Origin of the sequence: Brucella sp. NBRC 113783 (assembly GCF_040372265.1) — a bacterium.
In the GTDB taxonomy this organism is placed as follows: domain Bacteria; phylum Pseudomonadota; class Alphaproteobacteria; order Rhizobiales; family Rhizobiaceae; genus Brucella; species Brucella teleogrylli.
Genome location: NZ_BAABRX010000001.1, coordinates 888,832 through 907,646, shown reverse-complemented (window position 1 = coordinate 907,646; position 18,815 = coordinate 888,832). Strand labels below are relative to the sequence as shown.

The window sequence follows — 18,815 nt, the reverse complement described above, 5'->3', positions numbered from 1 at the left end:
CGACAAACGCAACCATGGCTCCTTGGCTATACGTCCATCGCAGCTGTCACTGGCATGTTTCTATTCTTGAGGCGCTGAATTGCCCCGAAAGTAGCCCGCCAATATCTTGTCAGAACTACGGTCGACAAAATTGTAAAGCGGCTTTCCGTGGGTATCCATAATGAGAATCGAGATGTACTCGATTACTAATCCTGTGAGGAAAATGGATACTCCACCGAAGAACATGATCGTAATCATCAGTGAGGCCCATCCGGTCACAGGCATCATCGACGGATCAATAAGCTTAGTCACGATCACAACAAATGAGAAAAGAAATGCGAGGCATACAGCCAATCCACCTACCGCACTTCCAATGCGCAAAGCCTTCACTTGCGTTGAGAATAGAAGACGGCGGGCGTGGCTGAACAGACTTTTGAGATTGTAACCGCTCTTTCCAGTTACGATATATCGGTCATCCTTCAAAAGCATCGTGACATTTGAGACCCGCTGCGTAAACCACGAAAGGGCCATATCGAAATAGGTGCTATGGCCACATGCCTGCGAAGCCTCACGAGCTACGCTGCCACGAATAAGCCGAAAGCTATTGAATACAGTGATGTTTCTATTGCCACTCAGACGGACCATCAAAGACTTGAAAGTTTTCGACGTCCAATCACGCAAAAAACTCTGATGCACAGCCTCTTCCGGGTTTGCGTAAACAATATCGCTACCCAGCTTAACAGCTTTCTCCAAAAGGCCCTCAACCTCCTCGGGAGGATGCTGCAGATCTTCATCCATTGTCACCACCCAATCGCCGGTGCTCTTCATAATGCCCGCGACAGTGGCCGCATGCTGTCCGTAGTTCCGTGACAAATGAAGGGGCTTTACCCAATCGAATTCAGATCCTAGATCATCAATGATCGTACCAGACGCATCCTTCGCCCCATCCTCCACGAAGATCAACTCGGACACCTGAAAAGGCGCACCCGTGTCGGTCAGCTTCGAACGTACACGAGCCACGCGCTCGCAGAGCTGCCGTAAATAAGCCTCCCCAGAATAAACTGGCACGACAATGGAAATAAAAATCATATTAAGCCCCGAAATTCGCTTGTCCAGTTGCTTAACAACTGTCAGAAGCAGCATCAAACGAATTCTAACGGGCGCGCAATGAATGTGATAATGCAATTCGGGCGGTTTGGATTGGTTGGTTTACTCAACACGTTCATCACGCTTCTGGTTATTGCGGTTCTGACATGGCTAGGAGCTTCCCCGTTTGTAGCCAATGCCGCTGGATACGTTGCCGGACTTGTAAATAGCTACTTTGGAAACATGAAATGGACATTCAGATCCGAAAGCAGTTGGACAAGAACCCTTCGTTTTCTCGTAGCCTTCGGTATCTGTTATGCCGTTAACGTCTACGTATTGCATCTATCGTTACCGCTGGCTCAATACCAAGTCCTAATGCCACAGGTGGTGGCAATGACGTCATATACGGTATTGTTTTTCATTCTTTCACGGGCTTGGGTGTTTAAAAAGTGAACAACACTAAATTCACCAATGTGGTTGGCATGTTGGACCAATGACGCTTGTACCAGGGTTCGCTATCCAAACCACAAATGAAGTTGCTTGTCGGGCTTTCGATCTTACACTCTATTCCAGCGACAACAGCTTGTTACGTAGGCACTCGTGAAGTTAATTTCCGTGAACGTAGCGCGTCGTCAAGGCATATCACCACGATAACGATTGATCGGTTCGATTGCGTGATAAATACTGGCTGTAAATGCCACCGCAACAATCACCTTATCCGATCAACAATACTTAGCGAGATATGAAAAGCCTTGCGGAGAACTGAATAAAGTATGGGCGTTTTTCTTAAACGCACGATTATAGCATTCATCATTCTGAGTATTTTTCGGCGTTCTAAAGCGCTCAATTGCCCCTGTAATTCGATAAGCCCCTCCGTACTGGTAGCCATGCGACACAAGCGTTGCAATTGAAGGGACTCGAATCTGGATAGGCCATGGGTCGTTTGATAAAGCCGAACCTGTCCCGGCCATTCTGAATAGGTTCGCGCCATCGAATTCTTCCTAACCCGGTAAAGACACGTCACCTTTGGGATAACTGCGATACGAAGCCCGCTGGCTATCACGTTGAGATAGAATGCCCAGTCTTCGTATTTTGCCTTAGACGCGGCGTTCCATCCCCCAATGCGCTTAGCATGAGAAACCCTGAAGCCAGAGTTTGCATGACCCAAATTGTTTTGCACTTGAGAGGTGACGAATCCGTCTCCGAGCGCACGGTAGATATACTGTCCCTTTGGAAGGTATTTATTGAAGTCTGCGCCAGCATCAAACGCAGCCAGATATGGAACCGCCGCTGCTGCCGACGGGTCACGGGTCAACGCGACAACTATGGTCTTAACCCAGTCATTCAGTGGGATATCATCGGAGTCAGCATTCAATATAAAATCCGTTTTACAGGCGGTCAAAGCCGTATTTCTCGCACCTGCCAGCCCACGATTGTGGGCGTGATCAAGGATTCTAAACGGTATATTGAGATGCTTCTGAGCCGCCTCTGCCATCTCAATACGATTTTTAGTCAAAGACGCATCATTTACAATGATAATTTCGGTTGGGCGAAGAGACTGCTGATTGAGCGATTTCAACAAGTCAGTAAATTCGGCAATATCAGTATTATAGAATGGGATCATCACCGTCGAACTGGGAAACTCGACTTCGGCTTTGTCGCTCTTCACATACTTAGTGGTATCTGCCACATCATTGCTACGACGCAGATCATCAATGAGCTCCGCAGCGATACGGCTCCTTTTACTGCTATCCCAATCGACCAATTCTCGAATTTTACAACGAAGGGCTTCCGTAGAGAGATCAGCTAGACATTCCTGCCAAACTTCCGCTCGGAACATCTCCGGGATGCCCCCTGCGTTGCCGGTCAGAAGAGAACCGCCATTGCCGACAACATCATAGACAGCGAGAGGGAAGTTATCGCCGCGATATGGTTCAACAAACAAGCTATCGGACCTGCGCTGTCTTACATACCAAACAAGCTTCGCAAGATCAAAATCGGTATGCACCGTTAATTTGAAATGACGTTTGATAACCGCCTCGTTGCGATAACCGCTAGTAGCTCCGCGCCCAATGAGCGTGACTTCCTCAATGCCCTTTGCCTTAAGATCCTTACAAAAGTTTTTGTCAAAGGATTCGCAAAAAAGGTCGAAACCCTTCATCGGCATAAATTTTCCGACAAAAACAATGCGTCTTATATTTGCAAATTCGAGTTTATCATTACTTATATTACCGTATTTATAAGGGCACATCAGAACCTTATTATCTTCGACAACTATTCCTGCTTGCTTGTAGAGATTACGCAAAAATATCGACGGGAAAACGACTTGATCACTCAGTTCAATGCAAATCTTTTCCTTAACCGCATATTCCTGAGCATCCACCCCTAACCAAGCCTGATTTGCATTTTCCAGATAATGTTGGTTGCCGTGACAATGTGTGACGATTGTGAGTGTATCGGGAAGAATCCCCGCGCTTTTAGCTTGCGCAATGCGCATACCTATACCTAGATACTCTTGGAAGTGTATTTCCTTAAGATCAGGGCACATAAAAAGCAGCTGCTTGACAGCCTCAAGCAGTATATCTGGGAGACCTATGTCGCCTATTCTCGATACATCGATCACATCTGCCGGGCTGAAAACGACGTCATTCTTCAACTTTACTTTGCTGTCAAAATCGAAAGTGGTGAGCACGACTGAATTGTCAGTCGAACGGTGCCAGTCCGCCACAAAAGTGCCGATACCACCGCTCGCGACCAACCCAGGATACTCAGTAGTGATCATCACCGACGACACACTTGCGGAGGTAATACCATCGCGTGCCAACACTTCTCGATACGAAGAATCGTCAAACAAGAATTCCGCAAGTATCGTGCTGCCTTGATCCTCTTGTGCATTCTCGAGAATATTATCTATCTGTGCTACATAGAAACCCGAAGCCGCAAGTAAGTTTCTAAGTTCTCCGCTGGTCCATTCTCGAATGTGGGCTGGATTATCTGGCTTACTCGTAAGTCGATGATCCGCCGACTGTGGACGGCCTGGCGTCGACAAGAAACAGCGATTACGGGTCGAAGCAGCCAATAGCAACCGGACTAGCGCTAAAAGCGGGCGCGGGTCGGGCAGATGTTCAACTATGTCGGCACACAAGATAATCGTCGGGACGCCGTCGCGATATCTTTCGGCAACGGATAATACGTCGTTCCACGATGTTAGGTCGCACTCAACACGAGTTGCGGCTGGATAGTTCGCCTTAGCAGCAAACAACACCCCCGCAGTGTCAACGGCAATAACCTCAAAATCGCCTTCCGCAAAAAGGTTCTTGACCGTGAAAGCGCTGCCACAACCAATGTCTATTATCCGCCGCGCACCAGAAGCATCGGCGTATCGCTTTGCAGAAAGATACGCATCTGGTTGCCTTTCAGTATCTACATCCATATCGTCAATGAATATATCATTCAACGCACGAGCTTGCGCGTTTACCCCAAAATTCCATTGTGGGGTTGATATATACTGGTGTGGAATACTGCTGTTCTCCAAAGACCTTGGGTTAACTTCTTTTGGAGCAGACATCAAAAACCATCCGAACTCATAAGACCTCTAAAGACAACTCACGGTGGCGTTTATACCGTCTCTCAGATCAACATTTGGATGCCAGTCTAGTTCATTTCTTACTAACGATATATCAAGAACACTTTTTCTAACGTCGAATATTCTACCTGGAAGCGGGTTTCTTTTCGCTTTCACGCTCATCGCGTTCTCGACAAGGGAAATAATCTCATTAACACTCTTCCCTTCTCCACTGCCAATATTGAAAATCTTGTGGCTGCCTTTGTAGGCTATCGCCGACTCCATCGCCCGGACGGCATCTCCGATGTAAACGTAGTCTCTCTGCGTTTCACCGTCGCCATAGACATCGACTGCACGGCCATTTTTTATCGCATCTATCACAGCCGCTATCAGCCCAACCCCTTTGGCCACTGGTTGCAACGGCCCATAGGGATTAGACAACCGAAGGATCAGATAATCCAGCTGTCTTGTATATGAAAATACCCGAAGATAATTCTCAATTAGAAGTTTATGAGCACCATAGGCGTTCATTGGTATTGTAGGATCACTCTCGCGTGAAGCTACCATACCATTATCACCATATACTGTGCCACCAGAGCTTACAAATATAACTTTCTTTACGCTTGCTTCCGCGCACAAGTCTAATAGAGAAATTGTGGGATTAATGGTTCGAACAATATCCCCCGCTATATCGAAATTCACCTTCGGGGGATTAGTGCCGTGAACTAAATGAAAAACATAATCCTGATCAACGAGCGCTCGCTTAATTTGCTCAGCGTCAGAAAAATCTCCGCGCAGGAATTCGATATCGGGATGCAACGCCGTTGATGCAGTCCTTCCGAATGAGAATACCTTGTAACCAGCACTCAACAACTGATTACAGAGATGCGTACCCACGAAGCCAGTACCACCCAGCACCAATACTCTTTGCTCAGACAAGGTCATCTCCTCGCGCTGTGATCGGACTAATTGAAAGACCCCAATCTGTCAAACGTGACGAATCCTTGAGATCGATTTGACGCAGGCCCCAAAAAAAGGGGCTGTAGTACAACACTGGACATGCCACCTGAAAACAACATTCACTTCTGATAGGAAGACATTATGATTCTACAAATCATTCGATGCGTGAGTGTGTAGCCACTCTCGAACTAGACCTTCAATCTTCTGCTGCGCAGCCGCGATCATTGGGGTGTAGCGTTCGTTTTCAAATCCCCATAAAGTGGACGTAGCGTCCTCCTTGTGTCCAGCTATAAATGGCAAAGCCACAACGACCCGGAGACCTTCCTGACGCTCAAGGTAACGGTCAATCGTGTTGGTGACAGCATCAGTATTCAGCGGATTCCATTTTGAGATTATTTCTAAAGCACTTTTATTATATATGTTGAATACAGTGCTAGTCATTTTGTCGATAGTAACGTAGGTACGATCGCCAAATTGATCAACGGAGATGATTTTCGCGTCCGGATGAACATCGGCCATCAGGCCAGAAAAGATATCCCAATTTGATCCGCGCTTATTAAGGTATTCATTTATCTCGCACAGGATTTTATTGAAATTTCCAGGCAGCTCCACGTCATCTTCGATGACGGTCAGCCTGCCCACCTCGTTCGCGACCGCATAGCGCGATAAGGCATTAAAGCTACATCCACAACCAATCCAACCTGCACTATGGCGAATCCCGTCAAACAACTCGCAACCATCCGGCAGCGATTGGGCTATCGCCCTGCGCCGTTCTATAGTTTCGGGCAACGAAAGAGCGAAGAAGTCACTTTTCTGCGCAACATATATCGGATGTTCTAGAATGACGTTAGCCGGAACAACTCCAATAGCCACCAAAAAGCGGTCCATCATAAAATTGAAGCGTGCCGCACTGACTGAAACAGCGACTTCGAGAGTTTTGCTCTTCGTTGCCAAATTGTGAAGCATCTCCGACGCCGAGGTCATCATGCTCTCGACAGACCCCTCATCGAAGAATTTCACTGCACCTTCGAGTTCAGGATATTCATCCTGATCCATTGTGCCTTCGGAGAGAACAGGGACACCCAAAGAAATGCACTCGCATATCCGGGGCATTTCCAACAACGCTCCGTCATAATAGTGAATATTTATAACAATCTTTGATTGTTTTATTACATCGTATAGTTCTCTACCAAATAAATCGTTGCATATTTTTACACTATACTTCTCTTTCAATCTATCAAGAAAACTACTTCTTCGTTCGCTGCTTGAACTGTCACCATAAAACACAAAATCATATTTTTTTGGCTTTGTGTTATATTCAAAATCCTCGGCCAGCGAAGCACCGATTGGCAAATAATGTACTTTTGGGTATTTCAGACCGTTCTTGGCTAAAAAATCGACGTTCGTTAGAGAATATTCGAGCACCCACAGAGAATCTGCGAGAATTTTCTTATATTGCGCCGTGAACCATCTTGAACTTACCGATTGCTCAAGCTGGAAGATGACCCGTTTGTTTGCTGGCGGGAGACGCCCGAACATCTGCGCGCAAAGAACAATATAAAAATCATGGTCGAAACTCTTCATCGAGCCCGTAACGATTTCGCTTTCGATTCCGTGACTTGCTAAGCGTTCCGATATAGCCCGCGCTATAAAAAGGGTGTGTGGCGTGCAGAGAATGCCCCAAACGATGCCACTTTCGTGCGCGAGGCGTTTACGCAGCTTCACATAATTAAATTCGCGCCCGTACCATTTCAGGCGACGAAACAACCCTGAAACATCCCCCTTGGCCAAATAGCGTAGCGCATTGGTCAACTGCCTGAAGCGGCTGGCTAATTTTGGCATGGCTGTTCAATACCTTACAATAATAACGACGAACTCGCATGAGTAAGAAGCCAATTATATCATTGGTTTCTGAAACGCGCTTTCCATGCGACTTTCATGCGAGCCGCTTCGACTTGCGTCATTCACCAAAATATGCAGCCAGTACATCATTAGGCGGCCCGTCCATTTTCACCCGCCCATGTTCCAGCCAGATTACTCTGTTGCAGTTCTTGGTCATCAGATCTTTTGAATGACTGGCAAGAACGAGAATCTTCGTAGAGTCCACGAGCTCACGCATACGTATATTGGCGCGCTCTTTAAAATCCTCATCACCAGTCGAAAGCCATTCATCCATGATCAGGATTTCAGGACGAACAGCCGTTGATGTCGCAAAAGCCAATCTTAACTGCATACCCGACGAATATGTACGGAATGGAACATCCAAGAATTCTCCGAGACCAGAAAAATCGGCAATCTGGTCAAATTTCTCGGCAATTTCTTCGGGCGGCATTCCCATCATCGCCGAGCGCAGACGGATATTTTCTCGTCCTGTCGCATCTGGATCTATTCCTAGATTGATATTGATCAACGATACACAGTGGCCATTAATGACCGAACTTCCATGTGTCGGGGTATAGATGCCCGACAAGACACGAAGCAACGTGGTCTTACCCGATCCGTTATGGCCGATCAACCCAACCCGATCTCCGTCCCTGAACGTCATAGAGACATCATCAAGCCCCCGCACAATCACCAGACGGTCACTGCGTCGTTCGATTTTTCCGCCTGTAGCGATGCTGAGAACTCTGTTTTTGAGTGAGCGGCTAGTCGAATTATAGATCGGAAATTCGACACTAACATTCTGAAGTTGAATTAAACTCATTTTCTACAACCAATACGCTACGCGCCAGCGATATCGCCCAAAGAACAGAATCGCAACGATCCAACCAATTATTGCGCACGCAAACCCGAACGTCCAATCAAGCAGAGATGGCGGAGAACCGAAGAGCGGAGCACGAACAAGTTCGATAAAGTGATAGAAGGGGTTCAAATCGATAAACGCTCGGGAAACGTGGTCTGGTAATATCTTCACCATCCACATGATCGGCGTCGCGTAAAACAACACTTGCAGAATGTTCGTAACTACTTGGGTCATGTCGCGAAATCTCGCGCATAGAATCGCGAGAATGAGCATCATCCAAGATAAATTGATGCACAAGACTATAAAGCCTGGAATTGCCCAAAGCACATTCACACTGATCATTCGACCGAGAATAAGAAGAAGAACAGGTAAAATGACAATATTATGAGCGAATATTATTATATTTCTCCAAACCGCACGCATAACATGTGTAAACAACGGCATGCGAACTTGTAGGATTATTCCGTCGGAAGACGTAAATGTCGTACATCCCTCATTCAAGCAAGTCGAGATAAAGCCCCACGTGATGACGCCAGCGCACAGATACGGCAGAAACTCACGCATCTCGCTTTGGAAGAGCGTTCCGAAAATCAAACCTAGCGCGCCGATAAACACAGCCATGTTCAACGTTAGCCAAAAGGCGCCTACCCTGGAGCGCCGATAACGTTGTGCAACATCTTGCCAGCCGAAAATTAAGGCCAAGCGATATTTGGACAGAGCTTCCGAAATGTCGCCAATGGCGACTTTAGCTCCTTTGGTTGGCTCTGCCACCACAACGTCGTGCGACACGACGGCCCTAGTCATCTCAATACTCATGGGTTCTTCCGGGCCAATCCGATATTTGTCACGAATGCCACCTTCTTGAATAAATCTAAACAACTCTCTTATGCGTAATTGAAGAAATATAGCTGCTAAGTCAACTCCGTCGTCACCCGCGAATACGGCGCATTTAGGACCCGCTCGTTATGGCAGGATATCACCGAGTATGATCTGTCATATTGGCTAGCATACACCGTTCTCTCGCAGTCGGGAGAATATTGGACCAAAACCCATACGTTTGGTGAAGGGCCAAAGCTGCCATTAAGCTGAACGCAGACGACAATCAGCTTATATGATTTTTAATACAGGATGACGAGAACCAAAAGGTGTCCCGGCATCTATCAGAAGGATCTGGGAAAACGCGAGCAGCAGCTAAAAGCGTTTGATTTTTCCATCAAGTAGTGGCTGGGGCGCCTGGATTCGAACCAGGGAATGCCGGTACCAAAAACCGGTGCCTTACCGCTTGGCTACGCCCCAACAAATCAAACCGAAGCAATCGGTTGCGCGGCCTTATAGCCGCTTCATTTCGCAAGCGCAATCGCCTAATCGCGAAATCCTCGCTCATGCGCAAACTACCAGTTCGAACGTCACAATCACTCTAGCTTACTTCTTTCACCGGCAATACAAGCGGGGATTTGCGCGGACGCGTAAAGCTGATAATTCCTGTAACAGCTTCATTTGCCGTCGGTATCCCTATGCTTTTTTTAGCAATCTCTTCTGTATTCAGTGCAGTCCTCTGCGTTCTGGGTCTTGTGATCCTTTCTCGTCTTCTGCCCGCGACATTTCTGGCTGCGCGGATGAATTCGCGTTCGAACCACACAGTTGCGGCAAGACAGATTGGTGGATTGGCTCTGATACCGGCGACGCTTGCTACTTTGCTGATTTTCGGGGCCGATCTCGAAATTGCCAACAAGCTGTTGCTCTGCCTCATTGGGGCATCGACCTTACTGTGGGCTGTTGGCGGACTGGACGACCGCTATGAGTTGTCCGAGATCATTCGGCTTGGATCGCAGCTCCTAGCCGCCTGTGTCGTTCTCTACGGTATGGGACCCGATTTTCGCCTTCTGGCAGATGTACTGCCCCATTGGCTGGAAGCGGCATTGATCTTGTTTTCACTTCTGATCGCCATCAATGTCACGAACTTTATGGACGGCCTTGATCTGATGACCGTCGCCGGATTGGGAGTGCCGCTGGCGGGTATCGCTCTGCTGGCAGCGCTTGGCCTTGCGGGTATGGAAAGCGGCGGACTGAGCGCGGCGACTGCGGGCGGGTTACTCGGCTTTGCATGTTTCAACCGCCCCCCCGCCCGCGTTTTCCTCGGCGATTCAGGGAGCCTGCCGCTTGGTCTCATCACTGGCACGGCTTTGCTTCTTCTGGCGCGCGAAACCAACATCGTCGTGGCGTTGATTTTGCCGCTTTATTATATTCTCGATGCGGGCTCGACCATTATCATGCGTCTCAGCCAGGGTGAGAATATTTTGAAAGCGCATTCGAAACATGCTTATCAGGTCGCCAAACGTGCAGGCTGGAGCGTTTTGAAGGTTATCGGCCATGTGGCCCTGCTCAACCTTATCCTGATTGCTTGTGCCGTCGCGCTGCTGGCGCTTGACCATCTGATCACGCGCGTAGCCTTCCTGCTTGTCGCAGTCGTGGCCACGCTTGTGTTGCTTCTGGATTTTCGCGGACGCTTCAGGAAGCTATAACGCTGAAGAGTATCTTGCGAACAGTGGCCACATCGCCGCTCTCCATCGCCGCCTGAAGGCGCTGAAGGCTTTCAGGCACATCAACAGCGGCCTTGTTTCCCTTCGGCGCGCGCATGATCTTCGGATGCCGGGTGGTTTGCGCCTGCGACGGATCGTAGAAGAGCTCTTCATACATCTTCTCGCCTTCGCGAATGCCCGTCACTTCAATGCCGATGTCGCCATTCGGGTTTTCCGCATTGCGCACCGTCAGACCGGCCAACAGGATCATATTTTCCGCAAGATCGCGGATTTTCACTGGCTCGCCCATTTCCAGCAGCACCGTATCGCCGGATTCGGCAATCGCGCCCGACTGCACGATGAGTTCCGCCGCTTCCTTGATCGACATGAAATAGCGCGTCATGTCCTCGTGGGTCAGGGTGATCGGCCCGCCATTGGCGATCTGCTCGCGGAAAAGCGGCACCACCGAGCCATTCGACCCAAGCACATTGCCGAAACGGACCGAATAAAAGGCTTTTTCCTTGCCCGCTTGTGCGGCCAGCAAGCCGTAATAATAGACGACCAGTTCGGCCCAGCGCTTTGTCGCGCCCATGACATTCGTTGGCCGAACCGCCTTGTCCGACGAAATTAGCACCATGCGCTCGACGTCGGTTGCGAGTGCCGCTTCCGCCACGTCCAGCGTACCGAATACATTGTTGCAGATGCCGATGAGAGGATTTTTCTCGACCAGCGGCACATGCTTATAGGCAGCGCAGTGATAGACCGTGTCGATGTTGTTATCGCGCAGCGCCTGCTCGACATAAGCGCGGTCGCGCACGGACCCCAGCACCGGTACGATCTGGCAGGACGCAATTTGTCGCAACTGGCGCTCGATCTGATAAAGCGCGAACTCGCTCGATTCAAACAGCACCAGACATTCGGGGTTCCACTGCACGATAGTCCGGCAAAGCTGGCTGCCGATAGAGCCGCCTGCGCCCGTCACCATGATGCAGCGACCTTCGACCACTTCACGCAGCAGTTCTGCATCCGGTGGCACCGGCGAGCGACCAAGAAGGTCATCTATTTCGATATTGCGCAGCGCCGAAACGAGATATTTGCCTGCGCTCAAATCGGCAATCGGCGGCAGAATCCGCGTATTGACCGGAAGCCGGCCAAGCAGACGGGCAAAGTCCTGCCGCTGTTTCTGATCGAGCCCCGGCTCGGATACCAGCACCTGTTTGACGCCGTAATTTTCAATAAGGGCAGGCATTTCTTCAGCCCCATAGACACGCAGGCCGATAATATCCATGCCCTTGAGCTGCCCTGCCGGATCGACAAAGCCAACGACCATCGTATCGCTATGGCTGCGCAGCGCCGTCGCCAGCTGGCGCGCAGGCTCTCCGACGCCCACGATCAGCGCCGAGCTGGTGTAAGTCCTGCCCGTTTCGGCATTACGCAGCAGCCATTTCGCGCCGAAACGGCTTGCCGTTATCAGCACCGTGCTCAAAAGCCAGTAGAGAAGCGGCACGGAGCGCGGCAGACCGGCATTGCCGTAAAGCTCCATCAGAAAGACCAGCGCGACCCAGAATAGAGCCGCCACTGCGGTCGCCTGAAAGATCGGCCAGATGGCGCGTTCCGCCAGATAGCGGATGATGGCGCGATAAAGTCCGAACCGGATGAAAACCGGCACGGTCAGCATCGGAGCGATGATAATCAGAAAAAGCTGCGCCTTGCTGGGTGTGAAAACAAAGCCCAGACGAATGACAAACGCCAGATACGCGCTGAGCAACAGCAGAACGCAATCGCTCAGCATCAAAATAATCTGCTTGGTCAGTCGTGGCAAAAGCGCCAGCCTTTGCCAGGGATATCTCAAACTCATACGCGCATTATCCTGCTCTCAAGACAGAGCGAAACAAATACCGCTCCTGTCGGCAGCAAAAAACTCTCTTTTTACCCGACGGATGAAGCCCCTAGAATTATTCCGCAACCGTTAGCATGAGTCCGCCGGACGAACCATATGAATTGAGCCTGCATAAGATTAACGAACACGTTTCAGGCCGTTAATATGCCGGTGCGGCATAAAAGCGCCATAAAAGGCGATCTGTCTGGAAAAAATTTCGATTTTCCAGACAAATACCACTCAGGATATCAAAATGCCGGTTCTGATGCTGCGCCATGCGCTGCCATCGCAATAGGCGAGCTGCGCGCCCGCCGACGCATCCGTAACGTAGATCAAGGCGCCCGCACCGCGATTCGCGGCGATAGGCATTGTGAGTTTCGAATAGGATGCAGGCCGGATCGGCCCATCGACATCAAGACGCGTCACCGGTGCATTGCTTCCGATTGCGACATTGCCCGTCGCGCGATCCACACTCATTGCCTGACGCCACGTGCTCAAATCGTCACTCACCTTGATGCTGAAATCGCTGCTGCCGTTCAGGCCCATTCGGCATAGCCGGTCCAGCTGGTCTGGAACAGAAGGCTCGCCGTGTCGGTCGCGGCCTGCTTGTTGACCTTGATCTGATGTCCCGCGCCTGCATTGTTGAACAGGCTAGCCGCCGCCAGTGGGGTTCCAGTCCGTTCCATCGAAAACCAGAAGCTGCGCTTCCGCCTCGACATAGGCTTGCCAGCCGCTTGCCGGTTGAATGAACAGCCAGCCATCATCGATGAACGAAGCGACCATGCCGTTCTTGCCGGACCAGGTGCCGGTGGCGGGCGATGCAAAAATGTAGCGATCCCCGGCAGCAGGCACGACCGGTGCACCGGTCGTCGTGCGCGATTTCACGCCCAGATTCACGACCGTATCCCGCAGCCGCAATGCTTCATTATGCGTGACATGCTTCTGCGCCTGACTGGGCAGAATATAGGGAAGTTTCAGATTAGGCGATTCATCCATGTTCGGCTCCTCGTGTTTGGTGGTACGAGGAGCTTAACCCGGGCGAACAACGCGGGGATAAGTGCGGATCAACTGCCGCGATAGGTGGAATATGACCACGGGCTGACGAGCAGCGGCACGTGATAATCTCCGTCCACATCCGCAACGGCGAAGCGGATCGGAATGAGATCGAGAAAAGGCGGATTGGCCTGATCGGCCCCGCGCCCTGCAAAATACTCGGCCACATGGAATTGCAGTTCGTAAATGCCAACCTGCATGTCGTCGCCGGTCAGCAGCGGTACATCAGTACGCCCGTCCAGATTGGTGACAACGCGCTTGATCAGTTCCGGTGCGCCCTTGCTGATGCGATAGAGTTCGATGCGCATCGCCGCAGCCGGGCTGCCATGCGCTGTGTCGAGAACGTGCGTGGAAAGTCTGCCCATGTTTCCCTCGAATAATATTCAGGCTGGTTTGGCCGACTGGATGCGGAAAACGACATCCGGGAAGAAATATTCTTCCAGATTGTCCTCCTTGCCAGCACGGTCGACAATGAGAAAATCCGATTTCTGCTCAAGCGCCAGAAGCGGATGATGCCAGACATTCTTGAGATAATTGACGCCCTGATCGCCATTGGCAAGGAAAACACGCGGACGCGCAGGCTTGCCGTCGGCATCTTCAGCGACAACGACCAGAAACGGACGCCGCTCCAGCGGTATGAAGGCCTGCGAGCCAAAAGGATGACGCTCCATCATGACGATATCGATGGGCGCTTCAAAAGACTGGCCGCGGAAAATATTGATGAGCACACGCGCTTGCGTGCCTTCTGCCTCGACGCGCGCCAGATCGTGAAAACGCTCGGTCGAACCATTGTTGATGAGACGCCGCTCTGCCCCTTCAACCTCGATGACATCGCCGAACGGCGCGAATGCTTGCTTGGTCAGCGGCTCCACCGCGAGCGTCTCAACCTTCACCTTTGCCTCCCGAAAAACAGTACTGGAGGATGACAAAGCGTTGTCCCGCGCCGCTTGTCAATCGCGAAGCAGTTTCAATCAGATATGATAAAGGCCGGACATGATCCGGCCTCTCGCAACCACGGTGAAATAAGCCCTGCATATTTGCGCGGGAGCGCGTTTTACTTTTTCTTTGAAAAGCCGTAGAGCGCTGAAATGCCCAAGAGCGCCACCGCCTGCACCGCCATGATCATATAGATGAAATCAACCTTCACCCCAGCGGCAATCGCAACGAGCGCCGCGCCGATCAGGCCAAGGGAAAGGAAGGAGAATATTCGGGCGAGCTGTCTTGTTTGACGAGATTCGGCGGCGAGCGATGCGGTAGCGACGCGTGACTTTGCTCTGTGCGGCATATCCAACTCCTGACCGTGATGAATACGATTTCCGAATTCCGAACGCATAACCGTCTCAGGTCCATTCTTGACGTTGCAGTGTCTGAATCAAAAAGCGATAGGCCGTGGCGAAAATGGTGATTTCGAGAACCGGAGCGCAGCGTACATTTGGGTACGTGAGCCTAGGTAAGCGCAGAAATTGCCATTTGCAGACCGGCATGGCGACTTTTGGATCAGACACTCAGGCAGTTACCGTTTGAAATCCCACTATATAAGGCCTATGCCGTTTCGACAATAACACCATAAATAAATTGGAAATGACTTCCATGGCGCTCGTTTTCGACAGCAGTTTCTCTCCTGAATATGGGAAGCCGGTTGAGCTAAGTAAAGGGATTGTCCGCGTGACGGTGAACAATCCGAGCGCCTTCACCTTTCATGGCACCAACAGCTATATCGTTGGCCGGGACACGCTGGCGATCATCGATCCGGGTCCCGTCGATGAGGCCCATTATCAGGCTCTGCTTGCCGCCATTGCAGGACGCCCCGTCAGCCATATTTTCGTCAGCCACACGCACCGTGATCACTCGCCGCTAGCCGAGCGCCTCAAAAACGAGCTGGGTGCAAAAACGGTTGCCGAAGGCCCGCACCGGCCCGCCCGCCCCTATCATGCGGGCGAAGTGAACGTGCTCGAAGCCAGCGCCGACACGGATTTTACGCCCGATATCGTGCTTGCCGATGGCGAAACCGTGGAGGGCGATGGCTGGGCGCTTCAAGGCCTCCACACACCGGGTCATGCAGCGAACCACATGGCATTCGGGCTGAAAGGCACGGATATCCTGTTTTCGGCCGATCATGTGATGGCCTGGGCTACCTCCATCGTCGCCCCGCCGGATGGCTCGATGAGCGACTATATGGCCTCGCTCGAAAAACTCCTGGCACGTGACGATCATGTCTATCTGCCCGGCCATGGCGGTGCGGTGACCAAGCCCGCCGCCTTTGTGCGCGGATTGCGGGCCCATCGCAAAATGCGTGAGCGCGCGGTTTTTCAGCGGATCTTGCAAGGCGACCGCACCATCGGCGACATGGTGAAGGCGATCTATCGCGACACCGATCCGCGCTTGCATGGCGCAGCAGCTCTGTCGGTGCTGGCGCATCTGGAAGATCTGGTCGGGCGCGGGGAAATCGTGACCGAAGGCGACCCATCGCTCGACAACATCTACCAGCCTGCATAAACAACGCTATTCGACGTCCGCAGGTGCCTTGTTCACTTCGCCTTCCAGGCTTCCAAGAAATTCGGTGATGAAGGCCGCATTCTGCCCCAGATCGCGTTTTCCATAGCGCGAGAGCGAACGGATATCGACATAGGTGGTTTCACCTTCATCCAGCAGCCGGATGACGATATCGCTCTTGAGACCGAGAATGAAACTATGTGCCGTCGCGACAAAGCGGGTGGCGCTTTCCTCCGGCGACGGCACATCGTTGACGATCACCTGCCAGCCGAAACTCTTCAACACGGTCTGCACACCCTGCGCCACGCGGTCGGGCGCTGCCTCATAGCGGCGGCCCAGTACATCGGGATAGGCGGTGAGCTGTGTCAGCGCATCGCCGCTGACCGCCGGTGTCAGCGGGTTCATCCATTGCAGGCGGGCGGGCATGTCGGTGGGAAATTGCGGCGGCGTCTCGAAATCGGTCGAAATATCGTAGAGCGCTGGCGAGCTGATCCAGAGAATGCCCAGCAAACCGAGCGGCGCCAGCACGATGCAGGCAAACACGCAGGCCGTGAAGGATCGCGCCCCGCCCTTGTCGCCATTGACCCAGAGATTGCGAAAACCCTTGGCTGCGCAGATCAGCGCCAGCAGGGCCAGAGCGCCGCTCAACCCGGCGGCAAGGACGAAATCAGGCGTTTCAAGCTTCCAGAAGCGGTGCAACACGAAAGCCAGCGCCAGCAATACGGCAGCGAAGACCCCGAACCGCAAGGCCCAGACCGCAGAACGCGACTGTCGCCGCTGATAGCGAAGTTTTCTCATCCAGGTTCCCAGAAGCACATCCCGAAAAATACAACGCACTTTTCGGCAGAATCCCAAAACGGCCACAACATTCAGCCACGCTTATGAATAGCAGAGAGATTTGAACCCGGCAAAACATCCAGCTGTACAGTTTTGCATAATCATCTTTACTGCCTGGAAAGCACACGTATTGCGCGATCATGGCACACTAAAAACGCATGAAGTGCAGGCTATTTTTGGCTCACTATTGCCGCCGAACAGAAAAAAGCGAGGTAAATCAATCAAAAGAGCATTGCAGCAACTACTAATGAAGGGCATGATCGATTATTAGGGGGCTTTTTTCGGATTCGTCGGAGAGGACGGAATGAACCACGCGCCTGAAAACAGTGCCAACGGGATTGGCACCACCACCCGGTCGGGCAGCGCCGAAGAAAGCGCCCAGACGGGTCTTGAAACAAGTACGATGACGCTCGAAGCCGTCGAGCTGGAATTTGCGCTCGGGGCCATTGACGTGCTGATAGAGGGGTTTGATGCAGCGCTTGCCAAGGCCGCAGAACGTGTGGGTGGCGAAGTTCTGTTCAACATGCCGGCGCTCGACACCAGCGAAGCCCAGCGCATCGGCGCGATCGCCATTGCCGGGCAGCCGCAGGATCAGGTGATTTTCGTCACGCTGCGCAATGACGGCACAACCCTGTCGGTCGAACCGCCGAAGGGCGAGAATGCGCTTTTCGAAAGCCTTGGTCGCAACTATGCCGCCGTCATGAAAAGCCTGTCGCCGAAGGAGCAGACCAACGGCGCTTGATCATTTCGGCGGGGTGGATTTTTTGACGCCTGGAACACCCGCCTGAAGATTGTGCGCAGGCACCGGGTTCAGCGTCATCGACGTTTCAACATCGCGCAGCAGCACGAATTTCATTCCCTTGGCCTTCAGCGCCATTATTCCTTTGGCAACGCCCTCGCCCGCCGACCGTGTCGGCTGATTGATATGCGAAATGATGACATCGCCATCGCGGGCCGCCGATATGCGCCGCGCCACAGTCGGCGCCAGCAACGATGCGCCCTGATCCCCATTCAGCGAATAACCGCCGATCTTGTAGCCAAGGCTTGTGGCGAGCGCCACGGCGTCGGTCGAATAGCGGGCTGTCGCATCGCGATAATATTGCGGCTTTGGCGCACCAGCCCCGACAATCGACGTCGATCCGCCCTCGATTTCCGAGCGCACGGCATCCAGCGATCCGGCGGTCTTGATGCCATACATGGTCGGCACATTGGTAATGGCCGGAACATGCATGGCGCCGTGATCCTCAATCGCGAACAGGTCGGGATTGGCTTTCATCACCGCAAAGGCTTCTGCGTTTTGTTTCAACCAGCGCCCGGTCACAAAGATCGTCGCGGGAATGCGCTCCTTGACCAGCGTATCAAGAATGCGATGGTCCGTCTTGCCCATGCAGGCATCGAGCGTCAGCGCCACTTGCGGCGTATCGGCGCCGCCGCGTGCGATGCGCAGCTGCGGCTCCACGATCCGAACCTTTTCCGGTTGGGCCGCATCCTGCGGTGAAACCTCGACAGCGCCTGCCGCGCTGCAAGCGAAAACAAGCGCGGCCCCCGCCGCAGAAATGAAACGACGCATGGCCCGTTCTTCTGAAAGTGTAAATTTCGAAGGATTTTAATACGTCGGGCAATATTGTCCAGTGTGCCGACCCAACTGAATGGGGCCGACATACTAACACTTTGTTGTTATAGGGATTTTCCTTGCCAGAG

The 18,815-nt window shown here is 51.9% G+C and carries 16 protein-coding genes, 1 tRNA gene and 1 pseudogene; 4 read left to right on the top strand and 14 right to left on the bottom strand.

Annotated features, from left to right (window positions below; translation table 11 throughout):
- Window positions 1-60: 60 nt before the first annotated feature.
- Entirely contained in the window at window positions 61-1,122 is a 1,062-nt protein-coding gene (locus tag ABWW11_RS04170) for a glycosyltransferase family 2 protein (RefSeq protein ID WP_121539537.1), read from the bottom strand.
- A gap of 24 nt (window positions 1,123-1,146) precedes the next feature.
- On the opposite strand from ABWW11_RS04170, the gene ABWW11_RS04165 reads away from it, so the two are divergent.
- Complete coding sequence (locus tag ABWW11_RS04165; protein WP_121539536.1) at window positions 1,147-1,518, top strand: GtrA family protein; 372 nt, start codon at window positions 1,147-1,149, stop codon at window positions 1,516-1,518.
- 256 nt (window positions 1,519-1,774) lie between these two features.
- Here the strand turns inward: ABWW11_RS04165 and ABWW11_RS04160 are convergent, their stop codons facing one another.
- From ABWW11_RS04160 to ABWW11_RS04135, 6 genes are all read right to left on the bottom strand, one after another.
- The gene (locus ABWW11_RS04160) at window positions 1,775-4,633 is read right to left on the bottom strand and encodes a glycosyltransferase (RefSeq protein ID WP_319081173.1); all 2,859 of its coding nucleotides are present in this window, start codon (window positions 4,631-4,633) and stop codon (window positions 1,775-1,777) included.
- A gap of 27 nt (window positions 4,634-4,660) precedes the next feature.
- Entirely contained in the window at window positions 4,661-5,569 is a 909-nt protein-coding gene (locus tag ABWW11_RS04155) for an NAD-dependent epimerase/dehydratase family protein (protein ID WP_167836171.1), read from the bottom strand.
- 168 nt (window positions 5,570-5,737) lie between these two features.
- Window positions 5,738-7,432, bottom strand: a complete 1,695-nt coding sequence (locus ABWW11_RS04150; RefSeq protein WP_121539533.1) for a methyltransferase type 11 — start codon at window positions 7,430-7,432, stop codon at window positions 5,738-5,740.
- Between the two features lie 118 nt (window positions 7,433-7,550).
- Complete coding sequence (locus ABWW11_RS04145) at window positions 7,551-8,294, bottom strand: ABC transporter ATP-binding protein (protein WP_121539532.1); 744 nt, start codon at window positions 8,292-8,294, stop codon at window positions 7,551-7,553.
- Window positions 8,295-8,297: 3 nt separating this feature from the next.
- On the bottom strand, window positions 8,298-9,149 hold the full coding sequence (locus ABWW11_RS04140; protein WP_121539531.1) for an ABC transporter permease: 852 nt from the start codon (window positions 9,147-9,149) through the stop codon (window positions 8,298-8,300).
- A gap of 405 nt (window positions 9,150-9,554) precedes the next feature.
- Window positions 9,555-9,629 (bottom strand) — tRNA-Gln (locus ABWW11_RS04135).
- Window positions 9,630-9,847: 218 nt separating this feature from the next.
- Between ABWW11_RS04135 and ABWW11_RS04130 the strand changes: the two genes are divergently transcribed.
- The gene (locus tag ABWW11_RS04130; RefSeq protein ID WP_121539530.1) at window positions 9,848-10,855 is read left to right on the top strand and encodes an MraY family glycosyltransferase; all 1,008 of its coding nucleotides are present in this window, start codon (window positions 9,848-9,850) and stop codon (window positions 10,853-10,855) included.
- Here ABWW11_RS04130 and ABWW11_RS04125 read toward each other — a convergent pair.
- The 5 genes and pseudogenes from ABWW11_RS04125 to ABWW11_RS04105 all read right to left on the bottom strand — a co-directional run bounded on the left by ABWW11_RS04125 (window position 10,842) and on the right by ABWW11_RS04105 (window position 15,117).
- Window positions 10,842-12,710 (bottom strand): polysaccharide biosynthesis protein, encoded by a 1,869-nt coding sequence (locus ABWW11_RS04125; RefSeq protein ID WP_121539529.1) that lies wholly within the window; start codon window positions 12,708-12,710, stop codon window positions 10,842-10,844. The two genes, ABWW11_RS04130 and ABWW11_RS04125, sit on opposite strands and share 14 nt — an antisense overlap.
- 261 nt (window positions 12,711-12,971) lie before the next feature.
- Window positions 12,972-13,727, bottom strand: a pseudogene (locus tag ABWW11_RS04120) (DUF2793 domain-containing protein).
- A 68-nt stretch (window positions 13,728-13,795) separates the two neighbouring features.
- Window positions 13,796-14,149, bottom strand: coding sequence for a hydroxyisourate hydrolase (uraH, locus tag ABWW11_RS04115; RefSeq protein ID WP_121539528.1), 354 nt, complete (start codon window positions 14,147-14,149; stop codon window positions 13,796-13,798).
- 18 nt (window positions 14,150-14,167) lie between these two features.
- Complete coding sequence (locus ABWW11_RS04110) at window positions 14,168-14,677, bottom strand: ureidoglycolate lyase (RefSeq protein WP_121539527.1); 510 nt, start codon at window positions 14,675-14,677, stop codon at window positions 14,168-14,170.
- 161 nt (window positions 14,678-14,838) lie between these two features.
- Entirely contained in the window at window positions 14,839-15,117 is a 279-nt protein-coding gene (locus ABWW11_RS04105; protein WP_121539526.1) for a hypothetical protein, read from the bottom strand.
- 257 nt (window positions 15,118-15,374) lie between these two features.
- On the opposite strand from ABWW11_RS04105, the gene ABWW11_RS04100 reads away from it, so the two are divergent.
- A complete protein-coding gene (locus ABWW11_RS04100; protein ID WP_121539525.1) occupies window positions 15,375-16,280 on the top strand; it encodes an MBL fold metallo-hydrolase in 906 nt (301 codons plus the stop codon).
- Window positions 16,281-16,286: 6 nt separating this feature from the next.
- On the opposite strand, the gene ABWW11_RS04095 is transcribed toward ABWW11_RS04100, so the two are convergent.
- Window positions 16,287-17,075 (bottom strand): DUF1499 domain-containing protein, encoded by a 789-nt coding sequence (locus ABWW11_RS04095; protein ID WP_121539524.1) that lies wholly within the window; start codon window positions 17,073-17,075, stop codon window positions 16,287-16,289.
- A 442-nt stretch (window positions 17,076-17,517) separates the two neighbouring features.
- On the opposite strand from ABWW11_RS04095, the gene ABWW11_RS04090 reads away from it, so the two are divergent.
- Window positions 17,518-17,856 carry a hypothetical protein gene (locus tag ABWW11_RS04090; RefSeq protein ID WP_036592710.1) on the top strand — a complete coding sequence of 113 codons (339 nt, stop codon included), beginning with the start codon at window positions 17,518-17,520 and terminating at the stop codon, window positions 17,854-17,856.
- Here the strand turns inward: ABWW11_RS04090 and ABWW11_RS04085 are convergent, their stop codons facing one another.
- Window positions 17,857-18,684, bottom strand: coding sequence for a polysaccharide deacetylase family protein (locus tag ABWW11_RS04085; protein ID WP_121539523.1), 828 nt, complete (start codon window positions 18,682-18,684; stop codon window positions 17,857-17,859).
- Window positions 18,685-18,815: the final 131 nt, after the last annotated feature.